Source organism: Pseudonocardia sp. ICBG1034, from assembly GCF_020131375.1.
Lineage (GTDB): Bacteria > Actinomycetota > Actinomycetes > Mycobacteriales > Pseudonocardiaceae > Pseudonocardia > Pseudonocardia alni.
This window is the reverse complement of record NZ_JAHLEK010000017.1, coordinates 843718-864951: the sequence shown is the minus strand read 5'-3', so window position 1 is coordinate 864951 and position 21234 is coordinate 843718. Positions and strand designations below refer to the sequence as shown.

Below are 21234 nucleotides of genomic sequence, written 5' to 3'. Positions count from 1 at the left end.
GCCCCCTGACCTGCCCGGTCGACACCGGACCGGCCGGGCTCAGGTCGTGGTGGGGGAGGGCCCGAGCGCGGTCCTGACCGCGAACCCACCGAGCACGGTGCCCGCGACCCACCGCTGGACGGTCATCGCCCGCGGTCGCGCGGCCAGGAAGCCCGAGACGGACGCGGCGGTGAGGACGATCAGCCCGTTGACGGTCACCGCGACGACGATCTGGACCGCCCCGAGCTGCAGGAGCTGGCTCCCGGTGGCGCCGTGGGGATCGACGAACTGCGGCAGCAGCGCGGCGTACATCAGCGCGATCTTCGGGTTCAGCAGGTTGGTGAGCAGCCCCATGCCGAACAGGCGCCGATCGCGCTCGGGAGCGAGGTCACGGGCCGCGAACGGCGAGGTGCCGCCGGGGCGCAACATGCCCCAGGCCAGCCACGCGAGGTAGAGCGCTCCCGCGATCTTGACCGTGGTGTAGGCGGCGGGGACGGCGACGAACAGCGCCGAGAGACCGGCCGTCGCGGCGAGGAGATAGCAGAGGAAGCCCACCGCGGTACCGGCGAGCGACACGAGTCCGGCGCGTCGGCCCTGCGAGATCGCGCGCGAGGTCAGGTACACCATGTTCGGCCCCGGGGTGAGGACCATGCCGAGGGCGATCACGACAACCCCCAGCGCTGCGGACGGTTCGATCACGGCGGCTCCTCACCGAACGGGTCGTGATCGAGAGCGAAACACGGCGACGGCCCGCCGACCAGTGGATTCCCACGTGTGCTGCGTCGCTCGGGTGGTTCCCATGGGACCGGTCGCAGCTCCTCCTCCATCGAGGACCGGACCTGACCGCATCGGGCGGCACAGTCGTCCTCGAACCGCTCCCGAGCACCGGAGGACCCCATGTACGCACCCGCCCGCCACGACGAGGTCACCGGCCTCCTGAACTACATCGACGTGCAGCTCACGGCGATCCGCTCCGCGCTCCTCGGCCTCACCGAGGAACAGGCCCGCGCGACCCCGTGCCGCAGCGCGCTGTCCGTCGGTGGCCTGGTCAAGCACGCCGCCTACTGCATGCGCGGCGCGCTGGACCGGTTGACCGGTGACGTCACCGAGCAGCCGCTCGACGCGGCCGCGGTCGCCCTGTTCACCGGCAGCTTCACCGTCGGCGACGACGAGACCGTCGCCGCGACCGTCGAGGAGTTCGACCGGGTCCGGGCCGAGCTGCTCGCCACCGTCGCGAAGACCGACCCGGCCGGCGACTCGACCGCCCCGCCCGCCCCCTGGCACGGGATCTACGACGCGCGGCCGATCCACGCCCGCTACTACCTGGTGCACCTGGTCGAGGAGTTCGCCCGGCACGCGGGGCACGCCGACATCCTCCGCGAGCAGATCGACGGCGTCGCGGTACCCGCGCTGGTGCTCACCCTCGCCGGTGCGCCCGCCAACGACTTCTTCCAGCCCTACGAGGCGGCGCCGGGCACGCTGCTGGCCTGAACCGGGCGGTATCCCCTGGCGTCCCCGGTCGTTGATCCCCACGACCGGCTCGGGGAGGGCGGATGCGTCGAGGACGACGGAACGGACTGATCGCCACGGCCGCGGCCGTCGTCGCGCTCGTGGGGCTCGCCTCGCTGCAGCCCGCCGTCGCGGTCGGTCCGTTCGGCCCCTCGGGGCGGGTGACCGTCACCCCGGCGGCGTCGAACCAGTTCGCCGGGACCCTCGACGAGGGTTCCGGCAGCCGCGAGTTCACCGCCCGCCACGGTGCCCCGCCCGACGGCGGCGGCGGCGCCCTCGAGCTGCGCACCCCGGGCGACGGGGACAAGCGCCAGTACGTCACCGACGAGGTCGCCGGCCCGTTGTCCCGGTTCACCGACGCGAGCTACTGGGCGTACCGCGACCCGGCGTCGTCGAGCGGGGCGATGCCGTCGTTCGCGATCGCCGTCGACGTGAACGGCGGCACCCTGGAAGCCGGCGACCTGTACGTCCTCACCTACCTGCCCGACCGGGCCCCGGCCGGCACCTGGACCCGCTACGACGTCGGGTCCGGCACCTACTGCACCACACAGCAGATCGGCCGGGTCGACGCCTACCGGCAGTGCCGCGACGGCGGCGAGCAGCGCACGCTGTCCGACATCATGGCCGCGTACCCGGACATGACCGCCTACGCCGCCGGGTTCAACCAGGGCGGCGGCGACGCCGGGCTGGTCTCGGCCGTCGACCTGCTCCGGGTCGGCGGGCGGACCTACGACTTCGAGCCCGGCTGAGCCGGTCGCGGCGGCCTCAGGTCACGCAGAACTCGTTGCCCTCGGGGTCGCACAGGGTGGTGGTGACCGGGCCGCGGTCGGCCGTCGTCCACAGCACCCGGGCGCCGAGCGCGACCAGGCGCTCCACCTCCGCGGGGGCCTCCTCCGGGCCGACCTGCAGGTCCAGGTGCACCCGGTTCTTGGCCGACTTCGGCTCCGGCACCCGCTGCACGAACAGCCGCGGACCCGGCCCGCGGGCGGTGGCGACGTCGCGGAAGCCGCGCCGGTCGCCGTCGACGAGCACGTCGGCCTCGCCGAGGTGGCCGGCGGCCAGCAGACCGTCGACGACGGCGGTGTGGTCCTCCACCTCGTAGCCGAGGGCGGCCGCCCAGAACCGCGCGAGGGCATGCGGGTCGGCGGCGTCGAACGCGATCTGCAGGGTCGGGGTCACGGCGACGATCCTGGCCCCCGACGCGGACGGCGCCCGTCCGCATCGGACGTGTCGACCCAGGGTACGGAGCTGCCATAGGCTCGGCGGGTGCAGTACGACTTCACCGACCTGCGGCTGTTCCTGCACGTCGTCGCCGAGGGCTCCATCACCGGCGGTGCCGCGCGGGCCAACCTGAGCCTGCCGTCGGCGAGCGCACGGGTCCGCGCCCTGGAACGCCATGCGGGGGTCGAGCTGCTGGTCCGGGAGCGGCGCGGGGTCCGCACCACCCCGGCCGGGCGGGCACTGGCCCGGCACGCCCGCGAGGTCCTCGACCGGGCGGCGCGCCTCGACGGCGCGATCGCCTCCTACTCCCGGCCGGCGAGCGCGCCGCTGTCGCTGCTCGCCGGGAGCTCGGCGATGCACGACCTCGTGCCGCGGGCGGTGACGGCGTTCCTGCTGGCCCGGCCGCACTCCGACGTCGACGTCACCCTGCGGCGCAGCGTCGAGACCGCCCGCACCCTCGCCGACGGCCGGGCGGACCTGGGGATCGTGCTCGACCACGTGGCCGCCGGGCAGGGGCTGCGCGCGGAGCCGCTGTGCGACGACTCGCTGGTCGTCGTCGGCGCCGGGCACGGTGTGCTCGACGGTCGGGACACGATCGCGTTCGCCGAGGCGGCCGAGCACCCGATGGTGGGGCTGGCCGCGTCGTCGCCGCTGCAGCTCTCGCTCGACGCGCAGGCGGCCGACGCCGGGCTCGCGCCGCGGTACCGCACCCGCGCCGCGGACCTGGGCACGGTGGTCGCGCTGGCCGAGGCGGGCGCCGGGATCGCCGTCGTGCCCCGTCGCGCGGCCGCCGTCCCGGCCCGTGCCGGGCGTCTGCAGGTGGTCGCGCTGGGGGAGCCGTGGGCGCGGCGCGGGCTGTCGCTGTGCCGGGGCGCGGCCCTCGAGCCGAGTTCGCCGGGATGGCCCGCGGTGCTGGCTCTCGCGGACCACATCCACGCTGTCTCTGTCACAGCCGAAGGCTGAGAGCGGAACTTCCGCATTGTCCGGTGAGCCGGACGGGCCGACCCTCGACCCATGAACCCCTCCGGCGAGCCCGACGGTGTCGAGCGGGCCCTGACCGGGCTGCGGCGGGTCGTCGTGCCCGTCGCGGCCGGACTGCTCCTGCTGCTGGCGATCGCGGTCGGCGACGCCGCCGAGACCGCCGCCGCTCGGGGGGCCGGGACCACCCGGGTGAGCGCGACCGTGCTCGGGACGACCGCGGGACCGGGGCCCGTCGACGTCGGCTGGACCGACGGCCGCGGCGTCGTGCGGACCGCCACGGTGACCGTCGGCGGGCGGGTCGCACCCGGCCGGACGGTCGGGCTGTGGATCGGCCCCGACGGGGTCCCGGCCGCCCCGGAGCACCCGACCGAGGTCCGGACGGCCGGGATCCTGCGGTCGGCGACGGTGCTGGGCGTCGGTGGGGCCGGCCTGGTCGCGGTGTACGCGGCCGCCGGCGTCGCCGGCCGCGCACGGGCGGCGGGACGGCTGGACCGCGAGTGGCGCGCGGTCGAGGCGCGCTGGCGGGAGCTGCCCCGCGGCTGAGCGGAACTGTCGGGGGTCCGGTGCAGCATGCGTCCCGACCCACCCCCCCGAGTACCGGAGGCCCCCCGTGGACCAGCCCGTCACCGCGGATCCCGTCATGGACGCCGTCGGCGCCGCCGTCGAGGCGGGCCGTGCCGGTGACCGGGCCGGGTCCCGCGCCCGGTTCGACGCCCTGTGGGCGCAGGTGACCGCCGACGGCGACCCGTTCCACCGGTGCACGCTGGCCCACTACGCCGCCGACGTGCAGGACGACCCGCACGCCGAGCTGCTGTGGGACGAGCGCGCCCTGGCCGCCGCCGAGGAGTTGACCGACGAGCGGGCGCAGCGCCACCACGCCGGGCTGACGGTCGGCGGGTTCCTGCCGTCGCTGCACCTGAACCTGGCCGACGTGCACCGCCGCCTCGGCGACGACGACCGGGCGCGCCACCACCTGACCCGGGCCCGGGACCGGGTGGGGGCGCTGCCCGACGACGGCTACGGCGCGATGATCCGCGCCGGGATCGACCGCTGCGGCGAACGCCTCGACCTCGGCGACCGCAGGTGAGGGAGCCGCACTCAGACGACCGCGCCGTCGCCGGCGCGGCGCCGTGCCCGGTCGGCCTTCGACGGGTGCCGCCGTCCCGCCTTGCCGACCGGCTGCTTCGCTCCGGAGATCCGCGGCGCGGGCCCGGTCCAGCGCTGCTGCAGCAGGATCGACACCGGCCCGGCGACGACGATCGTCGACACCGTCCCGACCACGATGCCCACGATCAGCGCCAGTGCGAAGTCCCCGAGGGTCGCCCCGCCGAGGAACAGCAGCACGACCAGGATCGTCAGCGTCGAGATGCCGGTGTTCACCGTCCGCGGCAGCGTCGAGAGCACCGCCGACCCCACGACCCTGTGGAACGGCACCTTCGCGTTGCGTGCCCAGTGCTCGCGCACGCGGTCGAACACGACCACGGTGTCGTTGACCGAGTAGCCGATGACGGTGAGCAGCGCCGCGAGGAACACGCCGTCGGCGGTGCGCCCGGTCCAGGCGAACACCCCGACCACCACGAGCACGTTGGTCAGCAGCGCCGCGACCGCGCCGGCGCCGAGCGTCCAGCGGAACCGGAACGCGAGGTAGAGGAACTGCGCGGCGAGCGCGACACCGAGCGCGATGATGCCGCCGCGGGCCAGCTCGGCACCGAGGCTGGGGCCGATGAGCTCGTCGCGCAGCACCTCCGCGCCGCCGCCTGCCGCGCCGACGACCTCGCGCAGCTGCCCGACCTGGGCGTCGGTGAGTTCGCCGGAGCGCAGCGCGACCGCGCCGTCGCCGGTCTCGGTGACGGTGAGCCCGCCGATCCCGGTGGTGCCGACGGCGTCGCGGACCTGCTCCACGCTCACCGGGTTCGACGTCGTGAACTCGACCAGCCGGCCGCCGGTGAACTCGACACCGAGCTCCAGGCCGCGCACGAACAGGCCGGACACCATCACCACCACCACGACACCGGCGACGGCGAGGTAGCGCGCCGGCCGCCGCAGGAAACCGGGGTCGCTCGCCTCGAGGCGGCGCCGGACCGGGCCGATCTCGGTGATGCCGGTGATCCTCGGCCTGCGCTTCACCGCCGGGATCTTCAGGACGGCGAGGGTGAGCAGCCGGGACAGCACCAGCGCCGAGAACAGCGACACGACCACACCGATGACCAGCGTGACGCCGAACCCGCGGACCGGGCCCGAGGCGAGCCCGAACAGCAGCACGGCGGCGAGCAGCGAGGTCACGGCGACGTCGCCGACCGCGGACAGCGAGTTCGCGTAGCCCATCTCCGAGGCGCGTTCCAGGCGTGGCTTCGCCGCGTACTCCTCGCGGGACCGTTCGGCGATCAGCACGTTCGCGTCGACGGCCATGCCGACCGCGAGGACGAACGCGGCCAGGCCGGGCAGCGTCAGCGTGGCACCGAGCCCGGTCTGCACCGCGTAGGCGACGAGTGCGTACCCGCCGAGCGCGACGACGGCGACCAGCCCGACGAGCCGGTACACCACGATGAGGAACGCTCCGGCCAGCGCCGAGCCGATGATCGCGGCCCAGGCGCTCGCGGAGATCGCGTCCGCACCCAGGGTCGGGCCGACGGTCCGCTGCTCGATGATCTCCACGGGCAGCGGGAGGGCGCCGCCCTCGATCAGCACGGCCAGCTCGGAGGCCTGCTCGGGGGAGAAGTTGCCGGTGATCTGGGTCTGCCCGCCGAGCATGCCGACGTTGCACGGGATGTCCTCGACGACCTGCGGGGAGGAGATGACCTGCTGGTCCAGGACGATCGCGACCCGGCGCTGCGGGTCGCCGGGCGGCGCGCACGCGGCCTGGCCGGTGAGGGACTGCCAACGGGCGGGGCCGTCGCCGTCGAAGCTGATGTTCACGATGTGCCCGACGCCCTGCGGGTTGGGCGAGGACATCGCCGAGCCCACCATGTCGCCGGTCAGCGCCGGCGGGCCGAGCTGGAGCGGCTGGCCCTGCTCGTCGGTGCCGGGAGCGCCCCCGGCGGCGGGGTCACCGATCCCGAGCACCGGGTGCATCGTCAGCTGCGCGGTGCGGCCGAGGGTCTCCGCGGCCTCGGCGGGGTCGGTCAGCCCGGGGAGCTCGACGATGATCCGGTTCTCCCCGGACCGGGCCAGGCTGGGCTCGGCGACACCGAGCCCGTCGATGCGCCCGCGCAGCACCTCCAGCACGCGGTCGGTGGCCTCGCCGTCGGCGACGACCTCGGGGGTGTCGCGGGTCTCCAGGACGATCTGGGTGCCGCCGCGCAGGTCCAGCCCCAGCGTGGGGGCGGTGGTGAGCGCGACGACGGAGGACAGGGCGAGCACGGCGAGCGCGATGAGCGCCCGCCAGAGCACGGGGCGTGGCTTCACAGGAATCCTCGGCGGCGGGCGCCCCGGTCGGGACCGGGGCACGGCGGGGTGGTGCGGGGGAGTGGCGGGCGGTGGCGACCGGCGGGGTCGTCCGGTCAGGCCCGCGGCGGACCCCGCGACCCGATGTCCGCGCCGGTCCCGGGCTCCGGGGCGGCGGCCGTCGTCCGGTCGTCGGCGGGCGCGGGCGCACCGTGCCCGAGCCCGGCGGCGTCGAGGACCAGCACGTCCAGGGCGGGCCCGGGGTGGCCGGTCGCGTCCGGGGCGACCGGCCCGTCGTGCGCGGAGCGCCCCAGCAGCGCGGGCCGGGCCGCCTCGGCGGGCGCGACGTCCTGCCCGACCGAGGCCGCCGCCGTGGCCGGGACGGCCCCGGCGGTCAGCGACCCGGCGATCGGGGCGAGCGCCGCGACCAGCGACAGCAGCAGCACCGCGACGAGGCGGCGGGCCGGGCTGCGGGTCGTGCGCACGAGGGTGATCCGTCCGGTTCGGGGGTTTCCTGCGGCGACGGTACCGGTCTCCGCACCGGCGACGACGGCGCAGGGTCGGGCACCGGGCGCGCGGCCGCTGGCCGTTCGGCACAATCGCGACCGCACCAGCGTGACGACCCAGAGAGGACGACTGACGTGAGCACGGATCCGTCGACCAGCGAGACGATCGACTCCGACACGACGGGCGGGGAGACGATCGAGTTCCAGGCCGAGGCCCGGCAGCTGCTGCGGTTGATGATCCACTCGATCTACTCGAACAAGGACGTCTTCCTGCGCGAGCTGATCTCCAACGCCTCCGACGCGCTGGACAAGCTCCGCCTCGCCGCCTACCAGGACAAGGACCTGGGCGCCGACACCGAGGACCTGCACGTCGAGCTCGTGCCGGACGCCGGGGCGCGCACCCTCACCGTCCGCGACAACGGCATCGGGATGACCCGCGACGAGGTCGTCGACCTGATCGGCACCATCGCGCGGTCGGGCACCGCGGAGCTCCTCGCGACGCTCCGGGAGGCCGGCGACGACGCCCGCCAGGAACTCATCGGCCAGTTCGGCGTCGGCTTCTACTCCTCGTTCATGGTCGCCGACCGCGTCGAGCTCGTGACCCGCAAGGCCGGCGCGGGCGAGGGCGTGCGGTGGACCTCCGACGGTGAGGGCACCTACACGATCGAGCCCGTCGCCGACGCCCCGCAGGGCACCGCGGTCACCCTGCACCTCAAGGCGTCCGACGCCGAGGACCAGCTGCACGACTACGCCGACCCCGCGGTCCTGCGGCGCATCGTGAAGACCTACTCCGACTTCATCACCTGGCCGGTCCGGATGCCTCCCGGAATCGGCACGGCGGGGGACACCGACGACGCCGCGCCTGAGACGCTGAACTCGATGAAGGCGCTGTGGGCCCGCCCGCAGAAGGACGTGACCGAGGAGGAGTACGCCGAGTTCTACCGGCACGTCAGCCACGACTGGCAGGAGCCGCTGGAGACGATCCGGCTCGCCGCCGAGGGCACCTTCGAGTACCAGGCGCTGCTGTTCCTGCCGAAGGTCGCGCCGATGGACCTCTACATGCGCGACGCCCGCCGCGGCGTCCAGCTCTACGTCCGGCGCGTGTTCATCATGGACGACTGCGAGGCGCTCGTCCCCGAGTACCTGCGGTTCGTCAAGGGCGTCGTCGACGCCGCGGACCTCTCGCTGAACGTGTCGCGGGAGATCCTCCAGCAGGACCGTCAGATCTCGGCGATCCGCAGGCGCCTGGTGAAGAAGGTGCTGTCGGTGCTCGGCTCGCTGCGCGACAACGAGCCGGAGAAGTACGCGACCTTCTGGGAGCAGTGCGGCCGGGCGCTCAAGGAGGGACTGCTGTCCGACGCCGACAACCGCGACACCATCCTCGGGGTCTCGGCGTTCGCGACCACCCACGACGCCGACGCGCCGACCTCGCTCGCCGCCTACAAGGAGCGGATGCGCGAGGGCCAGGACGCGATCTACTACATGACCGGGGACTCGCGGACCGCGATCGAGGCCTCCCCGCACATGGAGGCGTTCCGGGACAAGGGCTACGAGGTCCTGCTGCTCACCGACCCGGTCGACGAGGTGTGGGTCGACGCCGTCGACGGCTTCGACGGCACCCCGCTGCGCTCCATCGCCAAGGGCCAGGTGGACCTGCAGACCGACGAGGAGAAGGAGGAGGCGGCGGCGAAGCAGACCGAGTTCGCCGACCTCTGCACCTGGATGGCCGAGGTCCTGGCCTCCGACGTCAAGGAGGTCAGGCTCTCCACCCGGCTCACCACCTCCCCGGCCGTCCTCGTCGGCGACGAGTTCGACATGACCCCGACCCTGGAGAAGATGTACCGGGCGATGGGGCAGGAGCCGCCGAAGGTGAAGCGGATCCTCGAGCTCAACCCGTCGCATCCGCTGGTCACCGGGCTGCGTGACGCCCGCGCCGCAGGGAAGGACGAGAGCGGCACCGTCGAGCTGCTGCACGGCATGGCGCTGCTGGCCGAGGGCGGCGAGCTCGCCGACCCGTCCCGGTTCGTGGGGCTGCTCGCGGAGCGCCTGCAGCACGCACTCTGACGCCGGGCGGCGCGGGGACCGAGCCGTGACGAGAGCCGCACATCTGAAGAGTTACTCAGGTGTCGTGGCTATGCTGTCGCGGTGATCGGGAACCCGCGCCGCTGGGCGCCGCTGCTCGCCGGACTGGTGCTCCTCGCGGGGTGCGGCGCGGGTGACCCGGTCGCGGCACCCGCCGGGCACGGCGACCACGCCACGGGCCCCGCCGCCGACGCGGTCGTCAACTGCGGCGTCGACGTGCCCGTGCAGCGCCCGGAGCGGGTCGTCGCGATGTTCCAGAACGGCATCGAGGCCGTCCTCGCGCTCGGGGCGGGGGACCGGCTGGTCGGCGCGGCCTACCTGGACAACCCGCTGCCGGCTCAGCTCGACCCGGACTTCCGGCCGCAGAGCTACTGGCCCGAGGAGTACCCGTCGCGCGAGGAGGTGCTGCGGGTCGACCCCGACCTCGTCGTCTCCGGCTTCACCGGCGCCTTCACCCGGGAGGGCCTCGGCACCCGCGCCGAGCTCGGTGCCACCGGCACGGAGACCTTCCTGTTCAGCGCCTACTGCCCGACCGCCGACGGCGGCGACCAGCAGAGCATCGGTGACAACGACGTGTCCTTCGCCGGCGTCGAACGCGACCTCACCGACCTCGGACGCCTGCTGGGCGCCGAGGACCGGGCCGCGCAGGTCGTCGCCGGCATGCGCCGCACCCTCGCCGACGTCGCCGCCCGGCTCGACGGTGTCACCGACCGTCCGCGGGTGGCGATGCTGAACTCCCCGGGCAGTACCGGTGAGCTGCGGGTCTTCGGCACCGGCGACGTCGCGACGACGATCATCGAGGCCGCGGGCGGGCGGCAGGCGTTCGACACCCTCGCCGGCCGGCAGCGCACCGTGTCCCTGGAGGGCGTCGTCGCGGCGAGCCCGGACGTGATCGTGATTCCGGCCTGCTGCGGGCGCGACGTCGGCCCGGAGGGCGCGGAGCCGCTGGCCGAGCGGCTGCGGAACGACCCGGCGCTCGCCACGGTCCCCGCGGTCCGCGACGGGAGGGTGTTCACCACGACCTTCGCCGAGATCAGCCCCGGCATCCGCAACGCCGAGGCGGTCGCGACGCTCGCCCGGCGGCTGCACCCCGACCGGTTCGGCGGCTGAGAGCGGAATCCGCACCCCGACCGGCTCGGCGGCCGTGGACGGCGCCCGCACCGCGGCCGGTCGGACCGGCGGGCCCGGGGACCACCCGGGTTCCGGGGGAGGGAGTGCGGATCCGCCCGGCGCCGTTGCCGAGCGGACGACCGGAACCGTAGCGGGTCCGCGCCGCCCGCGACAGCGACCGTGCCCCGATCGTTGCTAGGGCTCCTCCGAGCCCGGGGGGAGCGGGGGATTGCCCGGTCGCAGCCCGTCGAGCAGCAGCGCCAGGTAGCGGGCGCGGTCCTCGCCCGACGCCGTCTCCGCCGCGTCCGACCCCTCGGCGACGGCCAGCGCCATGACCAGGACCGCCGACAGGTCCCGCGGGGTGAGCTCCGGGCGCACCGCGCCCGCCTCGCGCGCCCGGTCCAGCAGCCGGGTCAGCGTCCGGCCGTAGCGCTCGGCGGACTCGACGTCGAACGCGCCGGCCTCGCGGGCCAGCTGCAGGATCGTCCGCCGTCCGGCGATCGCCTCCACCGCCCGGCCCAGCGACCCGGCCAGGTCGGCCCAGGGGTCGCCGTCCCCGGCGGCCGCGGTCGGCTCGATCTCCGCGACGAACACCTGGTCCAGCACCGCCCGCACCAGCACGTCGCGGGTCCGGAACCGGCGGTACAGCGTCGCGACGCCGACCCCGGCCCGGCGCGCGATCTCCTCCAGCGGGACGTCCGCTCCGTCGGACTCGAACGCCGCGGCCGCCGTGTCGACGATCCGGCGGTGGTTGCGGGCGGCGTCGGCGCGCAGCGGACGGCCCGCCGGGGAGCCGTCGAGCGACGAAGCGGTCATCACTGCACGGTATCGCCCGGCCTCACCAGGTCACCGGCAGCGTGTGCATGCCGTAGACGAAGTGGTAGGCCCGGAAGGCCTCGGGCGGGACCGGCCCGGCCGGGGCGAGGGTGGGGAAGCGGCGGAGCAGGGCGGGGAACGCCGTCGCCATCTCCATCCGGGCCAGTGGTGCGCCCAGGCAGTGGTGCACGCCGTGCCCGAACGCGACGTGTCCGGCCGCGCCGCGGGTGAGGTCGAGCCGGGCGGGGTCGTCGAACCCGGACCCGGTGTCGCGGTTGGCGGTGGGCAGCGAGCACATCACCAGCGACCGCGCCGGGATCGGGGTGTCGCGCAGGACGGTGTCGGTCGTCGTCACCCGGACCACCCCGGTGTGCACGATCGACAGCCACCGGAGCAGCTCCTCCACGGCGGGCCGGGCCAGCCCGGGGTCGCTGCGCAGCAGCGCGGCCTGCTCCGGGTCCTCCAGCAGCGCCAGGGTGCCCAGCGACAGCATGTTCGACGTCGTCTCGTGCCCGGCGATCAGCAGCAGCGACGCGATCCCGACCAGCTCGTCGTGGCTGATCTCCTCGCCGTGCTCGCGGATCAGCATGCCGAGGATGTCCTCACCCGGGTCGGCCAGAGCCGCGTCGACGAGCCGGGCCATGTAGGCGCGGTTCTCCCGGCCCACGGCCAGTCGCTCCTCGGCGGGCAGGGACACGTCGAGCAGGCGCGTCGACCGGGCGGTGAACTCGTCGCGGTCGGTGTAGGGCACCCCGAGCAGCTCGCAGATGACCATCGACGGCACCGGCAGGGCGAACAGGGCGACCAGGTCGGCACCCGGCCCGGCGGCCTCCAGCGCGTCGAGGTGCTCGTCGACGATCTCGGTGATCCGCGGCTCCAGGCGGGCCATCCGGCGCTGGGTGAACTCGCGGGTGAGGAAGCGGCGCAGCCGGGTGTGCTCCGGCGGGTCCTGCAGCAGCAGCTGGCCGGCCCGCATCTGCTCCTGCTCGCGCTCCGACAGCGGCGGTGCGTCCGGGCGGGTCAGCTCGGCGCTCCCGGCGTTGGAGTAGGTCGCGGCGTCGCCGAGCACGTGCCGCACGTCGTCGTAGCGCGTGACGAGGTAGGCCTCGGCGCCGAACGCGGTCCGCACCCGTGGGACGTCGCCGGAGTCGCGGATGCGCTCCAGCTCGGCGTCGGGCAGGAACCGGTCGCGGCGCATGTGCAGCGGGAGCGTGAAGTCCGTGGCGGTGTCGGTCATGGTGCTGGCCTCCGGAGGGTCGGCGGGCGCGTCGCACTCCACGGTAACCGCTCAAACGACAGTGTGCTCTCATTTCGCGTCGCCTGTCCGGTACGCCCCGGATGACCGCCGAACCGGTGAAACCGGGCGAACCGTGACAGGCTGCGACCGTCATCGGCGACGGCACCCCGGGGGAGATCCGTGTTCCAGCAAGATCCCGAACCGCTCGGCAGCCTCTGGCTGTCCGCACTCGTCGCACTGCTCCCGCTGGTGGCGATCTTCGTGACGCTGGGTGCCCTGCGCTGGAAGGCGCACTGGGCCGGGCTGGCCGCACTCGTCGTCGCGGTCGTGGTCGCGGTGGCGGCCTTCGGGATGCCGGTGCACCTGGCCCTGCTCTCGGCCACCGAGGGGGCGGTCTTCGGCCTGTTCCCGATCATGTGGATCGTCTTCACCGCGATCTGGCTCTACCAGCTCACCGTCGCCGCGGGCCGGTTCGAGGACCTGCGCGCCGCCTTCGGGCTGATCTCCGACGACCCCCGGGTGCAGGCGATCATCATCGCGTTCTGCTTCGGCGGTCTGCTCGAGGCGCTGGCCGGGTTCGGTGCCCCGGTGGCGATCACCGGCGTCATGCTGATGGCGCTCGGGTTCTCCCCGGTCCGGGCGGCGGTCGTCGTGCTGCTGGCCAACACCGCCCCCGTCGCGTTCGGCGCGGTCGGCACGCCGATCATCACCGCGGGCACCCTCACCGGGATCCCGTACAACGAGATCGGCGCCGTCGTCGGACACCAGACCCCGGTGCTCGCGTTCATCGTCCCGACGCTGCTGGTGCTGCTCGTCGACGGGAAGCGCGGGGTGCGCCAGGTCTGGCCGGTGGCGCTCGTCATCGGTCTCGCGTTCGCCGTCGCCCAGTGGCTGGCCGCCACCTACCTCTCGGTCGAGCTCACCGACATCGTCGCCGCGCTGGCCGGGCTGGCGGCCGGCGTGGTCCTGCTGCGCTTCTGGCAGCCGCGCGGCGGCGCCGAGGCGATGGAGACGCTGCGCGTCGAGCGCACCGCCGACGCACCCGTCGAGGACCCGGGCGGCGACGGCGGCGGGTCCGTCGCGACCGAGCAGCGCACCCTGGCCGAGCGCTCGCAGGCGCTGTCGGTCGGCCGGCTGTTCATGGCCTTCGCGCCGTACCTGCTGATCATCGTGGTGTTCTCGGTGGCGAAGCTGGTCGGCCCGGTGTCGACCTTCCTGACCGGCACCGACCTCAAGATCGGCTGGCCGGGGCTCGACGGACAGGTTCTCGGCGCGTCCGGGGACCCGGTGTCGACCACGACCTACAGCTTCCAGTGGCTGTCCTCGCCCGGCTCGCTGCTGCTGATCTGCGGCATCGGCGTCGCGGTGATGTACCGGCTCACGCCCGCGACGGCGGTCCGGGAGTTCACCGCCACCGCGTACAAGCTGCGGTTCGCCTTCCTCACCGTGGCCACCGTCCTCGCACTGGCCTACGTGATGAACCTGTCCGGGCAGACGATCTCCATCGGGACCTGGATCGCCGGGACCGGCGCGGCGTTCGCGTTCCTCTCGCCGATCCTCGGCTGGCTCGGCACCGCGGTCACCGGCTCGGACACCTCGGCCAACGCCCTGTTCGCGACGCTGCAGCAGACCGCGGCCGAGCAGGCGGGCCTGGACCCGCACCTGATGGTCGCGGCGAACACCTCCGGCGGCGTCGTCGGGAAGATGATCAGTCCGCAGAACCTCACCATCGCGGCGACGGCCGTGGGCATCGCGGGCCGGGAGTCCGAGCTGTTCCGGCGGACGATCCTGTGGAGCGTCGGGCTGCTCGCGGTGCTGTGCGTACTGGTGTTCCTGCAGTCGACCCCGGTGCTCGGATGGATGCTCCCGACCTTCTGAGGCACGCCGCCGGGCGCTGCGGAAGGATCGCCCGGGTGCGCCTGACCGTCCTGCCCACCGCCGATCTCGGGCGCGACGGGCTCCGGGCCCTGCGCGCCCTGCTCGACGCCGCGTTCCCCGCCGACGCCGACGGGTCCGGCGGGTTCGACGACGCCTCGTTCGACCACGCGCTCGGCGGGGTGCACGTGCTCGCCGGTCCGCTGCACGACCCGGTCGGGCACGCGGCCGTCGTGGGCCGCCGGCTGCTGCACGACGGCGTCGCGCTGCGCACCGGCTATGTCGAGGCCGTGGCCGTGCGGCCCGGGAGCCAGGGCGGCGGGCTCGGCGGGCTGCTCATGGCGGAGGTGGACCGGATCGTGCGCGGCGGGTACCGGCTCGGGGCGCTCGGCGCCGCCGCCCGCGCCGCGCGGCTCTACCGCAGGCACGGCTGGGAACCGTGGTGCGGCCCGCTCGCCGCGCTCACCCCGGACGGCGTCGTCGACACCCCCGACGAGCGCGGCGCCGTGCACGTCCTGCCCGTCGACGCGCCGCTCGACCCGGCCCGCGCGCTGGTCTGCGACTGGCGCGACGGCGAGCTGTGGTGACGCCCGCCCCGGAGTGACGCGGCCGGTTCACCCGGATGTCGACCAGGAGTCGGGTGATCGTCATCCGGCGGCGGTGGAGTTCACCCGTGCAACTGGCGGTGCTCGATCTGGCGGGTACGACGATGGCCGACGACGGGCTCGTACTCGCCGGTCTGCGCGCCGGTCTGCGCGCCGCCGGGGTCCGCGTCGACGGCCCCTGCTACCCGGCGCTGGACAGGCAGGCCCGCGCGACGATGGACCGCCCGGTCATGACGGTGCTCGGCGAGCTCCTCGACGGCGACATGTACCGGGCCCGCCGCGCGCACTCCGCGTTCGCCGACCACCTGCACGCCGCGCTGGACGCGGGCCGCGTCCGCCCGGTCCCCGGCGCCGCGCAGACCCTCGACGCGCTCCGCGACGCCGGCCTGAGCGTGGCCCTGACCTGCGGCTTCGACCCCGAGCTGCGGGACCGGCTGGTGTCGGCGCTGGGGTTCACCGAGCGGGCGGACATGGTCCTGTCGCCCGCCGACGTCGACGGCCGCGGCCTGCCCGAGCCCGACCTGCTCCACGCCGCGGCCCGGCGGGCCGGGACCGGGCCCACCCAGGTCGCGGTGGCCGGTGACGCGACCGCCGACATCGACGCCGCCGTCCGGGCGGGGGCGGGGCTCGCCGTCGGGGTGCGGGGCGGGGCGCACGGCGAGCCGCGGCTGCGTGCGGCGGGCGCCGACGCCGTCATCGACTCGGTCGCGGACCTGCCCGCGCTGCTCGGCCTCCCCAGCTGAGCCCGCACGGCGTACCGTCCGTCCTGATCTTGACCGGTCCGCGGTGACGACGGGGGTGGCGGCGTGGCCCGACGCACGGTGGCGGTGGCGTCGCTCGGCACGACGCTGGCCCTGGTCGGCTACACCGCGCCGCTGGCCACCCTGGCCCCGATCGCGGCCGACCTGGGCTCCTCGCCGTCGGGGCGCTCCTGGATCCTCAGCTCGATGAGCCTGGGGCTCACCGCGGTGCTGCTGACCGCGGGGACCCTGGCCGACCGGCTGGGGCGGCGCGCGGTGTTCACGGCCGGCGCGGTCGTGCTGGCCCTGGCCTCGGCGGGCGGGGCGTTCTCCACCGGCACCGCCGGGTTCGTCGCCGGCCGGATCGGGCAGGGCGTCGGGGCGGCCGCGGTCGTCGCGTGCAGCCTCGCGCTGATCGGCCACGCGCTGCCGCCGGGCCCGCGCCGCTCGGCCGCGACCGGGCTGTGGGGCGCGGCGCTGGCCGCCGGGATCGCGGCGGGCCCGCTGCTCGCGGGCCTGCTGCCGTGGCGGGTGCTCTACCTCGCCGTCGCGGTCGCCGGGCTGGCGCTCGCCCTCGCCGGACGCACGCTGCTCACCGAGTCCACCGCCGGGCGGCCGCGCCCGGTCGACGTCGCCGGGATGGTGCTGCTCGCCGCGGGGCTGGCGGTGCTGCTCGCCGGCCTCACCGAGGCCCGGCGGCTGCCGGTCACCACCGCGACCCTCGTGCTGCTGGTCGCCGGGGTGGCGCTGCTGGCGGGGTTCGTCGCCGTCCAGTTCGTCGTCGCGCACCCGATGGCGGGGCCGGAGCTGTTCCGCCATCCCGGGCTGGTCGCGGCCACGGTCGCGAGCCTCGCCACCGGGCTCGGCATCATCTCGCTGAGCTCCTACCTGCCCGCGCTTCTCGCCCCGGTGCACGGCACCGCCCCCGCGACGGCGGCGCTGCTGCTGCTCGGCTGGTCGGGCACCAGCATCGTCACCGCGCTGCTCACCCGCCGGATCAGCGAACGGGTCACCGGTGGGGTCCGCCTCGGCGTCGGCCTGCTGGTCATGACGGCCGGTCAGCTCGGGCTGCTCGCGACCGGGTCCGGCACCGGGGCGGTCCTGGCCGCGCTCGTCGTCGTCGGCGTCGGCACCGGGGTCGTGAACGCGACGCTCGGCCGCGAGGCGGTCGCCTCGGTGCCGCCGGACCGGGCGGGCACCGGCAGCGGCATCAACAACACCACCCGCTACCTGGGCGCCGCCGTCGGCGTCACGCTGACCTCGGTGCTGACCTCACCGGCGGGCGACGAGCCGGTGCCGGAGCTGCTGGCCGGCTGGCACGTCGCCGTACTGGTCGCGACCGGGTTCACGCTGCTCGGCGCACTCGTCGCGCTGGTCTGTGCCCGCTCGGCAGCCCGCACCCCGGTCCCGGCGCCGCAGGGTTGACGGCCGGTGCCGCGGCGAGCAGCGTGCGGGGACGTGACGACGCTGCTGGTGATCGGCTCCGACCCGGCGCGGATCCCGGGGTACGACCCGGCGCCCGTGCCCGCCGCCCCGGAACGGGGCCGCGACGGCCACCGCGCGGCCGGGACCGGGACGACCGAGGTCCTCGTCGGCCCGGACGACGGGCTGCCGCGGGTCACCGCGGCGCCGCCCGCCCGCGGCGGCGGGTTCCGCACGCCCCCGCAGTGCCCGGAGCTGTTCGAGCGGGTGGCGGACCGGGTGCACCGGCACGCGCCCGGCTCGGTGACCGCGTCCGGCACCTCACCCGTCGACGGCGGCGAGGCCGCCCTGCGTGCGCCGGCTGCCGCATGAGGGTGGGGGAGCGGGTCGCCCACGCCCTGGCCGTCGGCCGCCCGGTGCTGGCGTGCGAGTCGACGATCGTCACCCACGGCCTGCCCGCGCCGCGCAACCTCGCCGTCGCCCGGGAGGCCGAGGAGCTCGTGGCCGCGCTCGGGGTGGTCCCCGCGACCGTCGGGGTGCTCGACGGCGAGGTCGTCGTCGGGCTGACCGACGACGAGCTGGCCCGGCTGGCGACCGCCCCGGGCGTGGTGAAGCTGTCCGCCCGGGACCTCCCGGTCGCCGTCGCCACCGGCGCGAGTGGGGGCACGACGGTCGCCGCGACCGCGCACCTCGCGCACCGGGCCGGCATCCGGGTGTTCGCCACCGGCGGCCTCGGCGGGGTGCACCGCGGTGCCGCGCGCACGTTCGACGAGTCGGCCGACCTGACCGCGCTCGCCGCGCTGCCGCTGGTCGTGGTCAGCGCCGGGGTGAAGTCGGTGCTCGACGTGCCGGCCACCCTGGAGCGGCTGGAGACCCTCGGCGTGACCGTCGCCGGGTACCGCACGCACGCCTTCCCCGGCTTCTACGTGGCCGACTCCGGGCACCGGGTCGGGCAGCGGCTGGAGTCCCCGGAGCAGGTCGCCGCGGCCTGGCGGGCCGCCCGCGACCTCGGCCTGCCCGGGGCCCTGCTGGTGGCGAACCCGGTCCCGGCCGCCGAGCAGCTCCCGCCCGCGCTCCACGACACCGCCCTGGCCGACGCCCTGGCCGCACTCGACGACGCCGGGATCGGCGGGCAGGACGCGACCCCGTTCCTGCTGGCGCGGGTCCGCGCCGCGACCGGCGAGGCCAGCCTGGAGGTCAACGTCGCGGTGTACCGGCACAACGTGGCGCTGGGCGCCCGGATCGCCACCGCCCTGGCCGGGCGGTGACGCGCCGGTGCCGCCTCAGACGACGGGCGTGATCGCCCGCAGCGCCTCGGAGCCGCGTACCGCCGTGGTCAGGTCGGCCAGTGCCCGCCCGTGCGCCGCCGCGAGCTCCGCGGACTGCTCGGTGAGGGTGTTGCGGTCGACGTAGCCGGAGTGGTCGAGGTAGAGCCCGGGGGAGAGGACCTGGACGGCGAAGAACCCGGCCAGCACCGACCGGAGCCCGTCGACGGCGAGGAAGTGGTGCCCGCTCGCGCCGGTCAGCACGACCGCGGCCGCCTTGCCCTGGAGCGGGGCGGTCTTCTCGCCCCACTTCCCGCGCTCGGTGGCCTCCAGCAGCGCCCGCAGCGACGCCGTGTGCCCGGCCCGGTAGACCGGGCTGCCGAACACGACGGCGTCGGCGTCGGCGAAGGCCGCGGTGACCTCGGCGACGGGGGTCTGCGACAGCTCGATCAGGGCGGTGTCGGCCCCGGTGCCGGCGAGGATCCCGGCGACGGCGGCCGCCGTGCGCCCGCCCGGCTCCGGGCCCGCGACGACCCCGATGATCCGGCCCACGGTGCCGCTCACGAGCCGGCCCGGGGGGTGAGGGCGTAGGTGCCGCGGTGGAACAGCAGCGGCAGCCGGTCCGGGTCCGCGCCGAGCGCGTCGACCCGGGCGACGACGATCGTGTGGTCGCCGCCGTCGTACTCGTTCCACAGGGCGCAGTCGACCCAGGCGCCGACGCCCTCGAGGACCGGCGAGCCGGACGGCGCCGCCGCCCAGGTCACCCCGGCGAACTTGTCGACCCCGGAGCGGGCGAACCCGGCGCTGTGGTGCTCGTGGTCGGCGGCCAGCACGTTCACGCAGAACCGGCCCACCTCGCGGATGCGCGGCCAGGTCGAGGACCCGCGTGACGGCGCGAAGCTCACCAGCGGCGGGTCCAGCGACAGCGACGCGAAGGACTGACAGGTGAACCCGATGGGCCCGTCCGGGCCGATCGCGGTGACGACGACGACGCCGGACGCGAACGCGCCCAGTGCGTCGCGCATGGACTCCGGGGTCACGACGGGGGTGACCGGGCCGGGGAGGGAACGCGACATGACCCGACCCTAGGCGGGGACGGAGCGCTCGGCCAACGATCCGGCCCGGGGTGGTGGGGAACACGCCGTGCCGTGCCGCGGCCGCCACCGTGTCGCCGTGACCGCTGCGGAATCGATCCGGTAGAACTCCCCGTGCCGTGCATCCCGAACTCGTGGGGAGCCCCGGGGTGCCCGAGACGGCAACGGCCGGCGGAGCGATCGCTCCGCCGGCCGTCCGTCGCCGGGGGCCGGGTGGGGGGACGCCCGGCCGGCCCGGGTCAGCTCGCGTAGGCGCGCAGCTTGTCGGCGCGCTCGCCGACCCGCAGCTTCGACATGACCTCGCGCTCGATCTGGCGCACCCGCTCGCGGGAGAGCTTGAAGGCGCGCCCGATCTGGTCGAGCGTGTGCGGCTGGCCGTCGTCGAGGCCGAAGCGCATCCGGATGACCTTCTGCTCGCGGTCCTCCAGGGTCGCCAGCACCCGGCGGAGGTCGTCGTGCAGCAGGCTCGAGATCACGGTGTTCTCGGCGTCGGTCGCCTCGGCGTCCTCGATGAAGTCACCGAGCGGCGCCTCCTCCTCGGACCCGACCGGCATGTCCAGGCTCACCGGGTCGCGGGCGTGGTCGAGCAGGTCCTGGATCTTGTGCTCCGGGATCCCCGACTCGGCCGACAGCTCGGCGTCGCTGGGCTCGCGGCCCTGGCGCTGGTGCATGTCCCGCTTGATCCGGGCCAGCTTGTTGACCTGCTCGACCAGGTGCACGGGCAGCCGGATGGTGCGGGCCTGGTCGGCCATGCCCCGCGTGATGGCCTGCCGGATCCACCAGGTCGCGTAGGTCGAGAACTTGAAGCCCTTGGTGTAGTCGAACTTCTCCACCGCGCGGATCAGGCCGAGGTTGCCCTCCTGGATCAGGTCCAGCAGCGGCATCCCGCGCCCGGTGTAGCGCTTGGCGAGCGAGACCACCAGCCGGAGGTTCGCCTCCAGCAGGTGGTTCTTGGCCAGCAGCCCGTCGCGGACGACCGCGCGCAGGTCGCGGCGGTACTGCAGGTCCAGCCCGTCCAGCGTGCCGTCGGCGGCGGCGGTGTCCAGCCGGTGCTGGGCGAACACGCCGGCCTCGATGCGCCGGGCCAGCTCGACCTCCTGCGCCGCGGTCAGCAGTGCGGTCTTGCCGATCCCGTTGAGGTAGACGCGCACCAGGTCCGCGGCGGGACTCTGGGCGTCGAGATCCTCCGCCACCGCGGCCGCGGCACCGGGTACGGTGGCTTCCAGTGCGGTGCCTCCGTCGCCGTCGGTGCGACGGCGGGAGCTGCGAGCGACCTTCGGGGCGGTCCGCTTCGCGCCGGACGACGACACGGTGGCGCGAGCGGGGGCCTCGGTCGTGAGGCGCGGGCCGGGTACGGCCGGAGCGGTCGTGGTCACCGTCATGTGCATTTCCTCCCCTGCGCGGGCTG

22 protein-coding genes are annotated in these 21234 nt (G+C 75.2%); 13 read left to right on the top strand and 9 right to left on the bottom strand.

The features are described 5' to 3' along the window. Nucleotides 1–39: 39 nt before the first annotated feature. Nucleotides 40–678 (bottom strand): LysE family translocator, encoded by a 639-nt coding sequence (locus KPF22_RS18735; RefSeq protein ID WP_224402828.1) that lies wholly within the window; start codon nucleotides 676–678, stop codon nucleotides 40–42. Nucleotides 679–876: 198 nt separating this feature from the next. Between KPF22_RS18735 and KPF22_RS18730 the strand changes: the two genes are divergently transcribed. Both KPF22_RS18730 and KPF22_RS18725 read left to right on the top strand, forming a co-directional pair. Continuing rightward, nucleotides 877–1470 carry a DinB family protein gene (locus tag KPF22_RS18730; protein WP_224402827.1) on the top strand — a complete coding sequence of 198 codons (594 nt, stop codon included), beginning with the start codon at nucleotides 877–879 and terminating at the stop codon, nucleotides 1468–1470. 62 nt (nucleotides 1471–1532) lie between these two features. Next, complete coding sequence (locus KPF22_RS18725) at nucleotides 1533–2237, top strand: hypothetical protein (RefSeq protein WP_224402826.1); 705 nt, start codon at nucleotides 1533–1535, stop codon at nucleotides 2235–2237. 16 nt (nucleotides 2238–2253) lie between these two features. Here the strand turns inward: KPF22_RS18725 and KPF22_RS18720 are convergent, their stop codons facing one another. Continuing rightward, nucleotides 2254–2667 carry a VOC family protein gene (locus KPF22_RS18720; protein ID WP_208820245.1) on the bottom strand — a complete coding sequence of 138 codons (414 nt, stop codon included), beginning with the start codon at nucleotides 2665–2667 and terminating at the stop codon, nucleotides 2254–2256. A gap of 87 nt (nucleotides 2668–2754) precedes the next feature. Here KPF22_RS18720 and KPF22_RS18715 point away from each other — a divergent pair, with 87 nt between their 5' ends. From KPF22_RS18715 to KPF22_RS18705, 3 genes are all read left to right on the top strand, one after another. Continuing rightward, nucleotides 2755–3672, top strand: a complete 918-nt coding sequence (locus KPF22_RS18715) for a LysR family transcriptional regulator (RefSeq protein ID WP_224402825.1) — start codon at nucleotides 2755–2757, stop codon at nucleotides 3670–3672. A 51-nt stretch (nucleotides 3673–3723) separates the two neighbouring features. Then, on the top strand, nucleotides 3724–4233 hold the full coding sequence (locus tag KPF22_RS18710) for a hypothetical protein (protein WP_224402824.1): 510 nt from the start codon (nucleotides 3724–3726) through the stop codon (nucleotides 4231–4233). 67 nt (nucleotides 4234–4300) lie between these two features. After that, nucleotides 4301–4777, top strand: coding sequence for a hypothetical protein (locus KPF22_RS18705; protein ID WP_224402823.1), 477 nt, complete (start codon nucleotides 4301–4303; stop codon nucleotides 4775–4777). An 11-nt stretch (nucleotides 4778–4788) separates the two neighbouring features. Here KPF22_RS18705 and secD read toward each other — a convergent pair whose 3' ends face one another. Together secD and KPF22_RS18695 are read right to left on the bottom strand one after the other, a co-directional pair. Next, nucleotides 4789–7095, bottom strand: a complete 2307-nt coding sequence (secD, locus tag KPF22_RS18700; RefSeq protein ID WP_224402822.1) for a protein translocase subunit SecD — start codon at nucleotides 7093–7095, stop codon at nucleotides 4789–4791. A 95-nt stretch (nucleotides 7096–7190) separates the two neighbouring features. Further along, nucleotides 7191–7559, bottom strand: coding sequence for a hypothetical protein (locus KPF22_RS18695; protein ID WP_208826711.1), 369 nt, complete (start codon nucleotides 7557–7559; stop codon nucleotides 7191–7193). A 156-nt stretch (nucleotides 7560–7715) separates the two neighbouring features. Here KPF22_RS18695 and htpG point away from each other — a divergent pair, with 156 nt between their 5' ends. Then, nucleotides 7716–9644 (top strand): molecular chaperone HtpG, encoded by a 1929-nt coding sequence (htpG, locus tag KPF22_RS18690; protein ID WP_224402821.1) that lies wholly within the window; start codon nucleotides 7716–7718, stop codon nucleotides 9642–9644. Nucleotides 9645–9725: 81 nt separating this feature from the next. After that, nucleotides 9726–10772 (top strand): ABC transporter substrate-binding protein, encoded by a 1047-nt coding sequence (locus KPF22_RS18685; protein WP_224402820.1) that lies wholly within the window; start codon nucleotides 9726–9728, stop codon nucleotides 10770–10772. Nucleotides 10773–10967: 195 nt separating this feature from the next. Here KPF22_RS18685 and KPF22_RS18680 read toward each other — a convergent pair whose 3' ends face one another. Both KPF22_RS18680 and KPF22_RS18675 read right to left on the bottom strand, forming a co-directional pair. Beyond that, a complete protein-coding gene (locus KPF22_RS18680; RefSeq protein ID WP_062402483.1) occupies nucleotides 10968–11588 on the bottom strand; it encodes a TetR/AcrR family transcriptional regulator in 621 nt (206 codons plus the stop codon). Between the two features lie 22 nt (nucleotides 11589–11610). Continuing rightward, nucleotides 11611–12825, bottom strand: a complete 1215-nt coding sequence (locus KPF22_RS18675; RefSeq protein ID WP_208826713.1) for a cytochrome P450 — start codon at nucleotides 12823–12825, stop codon at nucleotides 11611–11613. 180 nt (nucleotides 12826–13005) lie between these two features. Here KPF22_RS18675 and KPF22_RS18670 point away from each other — a divergent pair, with 180 nt between their 5' ends. From KPF22_RS18670 to KPF22_RS18645, 6 genes are all read left to right on the top strand, one after another. Further along, nucleotides 13006–14703, top strand: coding sequence for an L-lactate permease (locus KPF22_RS18670; protein ID WP_224402819.1), 1698 nt, complete (start codon nucleotides 13006–13008; stop codon nucleotides 14701–14703). A 35-nt stretch (nucleotides 14704–14738) separates the two neighbouring features. Beyond that, the gene (locus tag KPF22_RS18665; RefSeq protein WP_224402818.1) at nucleotides 14739–15287 is read left to right on the top strand and encodes a GNAT family N-acetyltransferase; all 549 of its coding nucleotides are present in this window, start codon (nucleotides 14739–14741) and stop codon (nucleotides 15285–15287) included. Nucleotides 15288–15373: 86 nt separating this feature from the next. Then, complete coding sequence (locus KPF22_RS18660) at nucleotides 15374–16048, top strand: HAD family hydrolase (protein ID WP_224402817.1); 675 nt, start codon at nucleotides 15374–15376, stop codon at nucleotides 16046–16048. Between the two features lie 63 nt (nucleotides 16049–16111). Further along, complete coding sequence (locus tag KPF22_RS18655) at nucleotides 16112–17470, top strand: MFS transporter (protein WP_208819529.1); 1359 nt, start codon at nucleotides 16112–16114, stop codon at nucleotides 17468–17470. A 33-nt stretch (nucleotides 17471–17503) separates the two neighbouring features. After that, the gene (locus tag KPF22_RS18650; protein ID WP_224402816.1) at nucleotides 17504–17839 is read left to right on the top strand and encodes a hypothetical protein; all 336 of its coding nucleotides are present in this window, start codon (nucleotides 17504–17506) and stop codon (nucleotides 17837–17839) included. After that, nucleotides 17836–18735, top strand: coding sequence for a pseudouridine-5'-phosphate glycosidase (locus tag KPF22_RS18645; RefSeq protein WP_224402815.1), 900 nt, complete (start codon nucleotides 17836–17838; stop codon nucleotides 18733–18735). The genes KPF22_RS18650 and KPF22_RS18645 overlap by 4 nt, the downstream gene beginning before the upstream one ends. A 15-nt stretch (nucleotides 18736–18750) precedes the next feature. Here the strand turns inward: KPF22_RS18645 and KPF22_RS18640 are convergent, their stop codons facing one another. The 3 genes from KPF22_RS18640 to KPF22_RS18630 all read right to left on the bottom strand — a co-directional run bounded on the left by KPF22_RS18640 (nucleotide 18751) and on the right by KPF22_RS18630 (nucleotide 21214). Beyond that, nucleotides 18751–19296, bottom strand: coding sequence for an NAD(P)H-dependent oxidoreductase (locus tag KPF22_RS18640; RefSeq protein WP_224402814.1), 546 nt, complete (start codon nucleotides 19294–19296; stop codon nucleotides 18751–18753). Beyond that, nucleotides 19293–19808 (bottom strand): flavin reductase family protein, encoded by a 516-nt coding sequence (locus KPF22_RS18635; RefSeq protein WP_208819535.1) that lies wholly within the window; start codon nucleotides 19806–19808, stop codon nucleotides 19293–19295. Before KPF22_RS18635 ends, KPF22_RS18640 begins: the two co-directional genes overlap by 4 nt. A gap of 257 nt (nucleotides 19809–20065) precedes the next feature. After that, entirely contained in the window at nucleotides 20066–21214 is a 1149-nt protein-coding gene (locus KPF22_RS18630; RefSeq protein ID WP_224402813.1) for a sigma-70 family RNA polymerase sigma factor, read from the bottom strand. Nucleotides 21215–21234 lie beyond the last annotated feature (20 nt).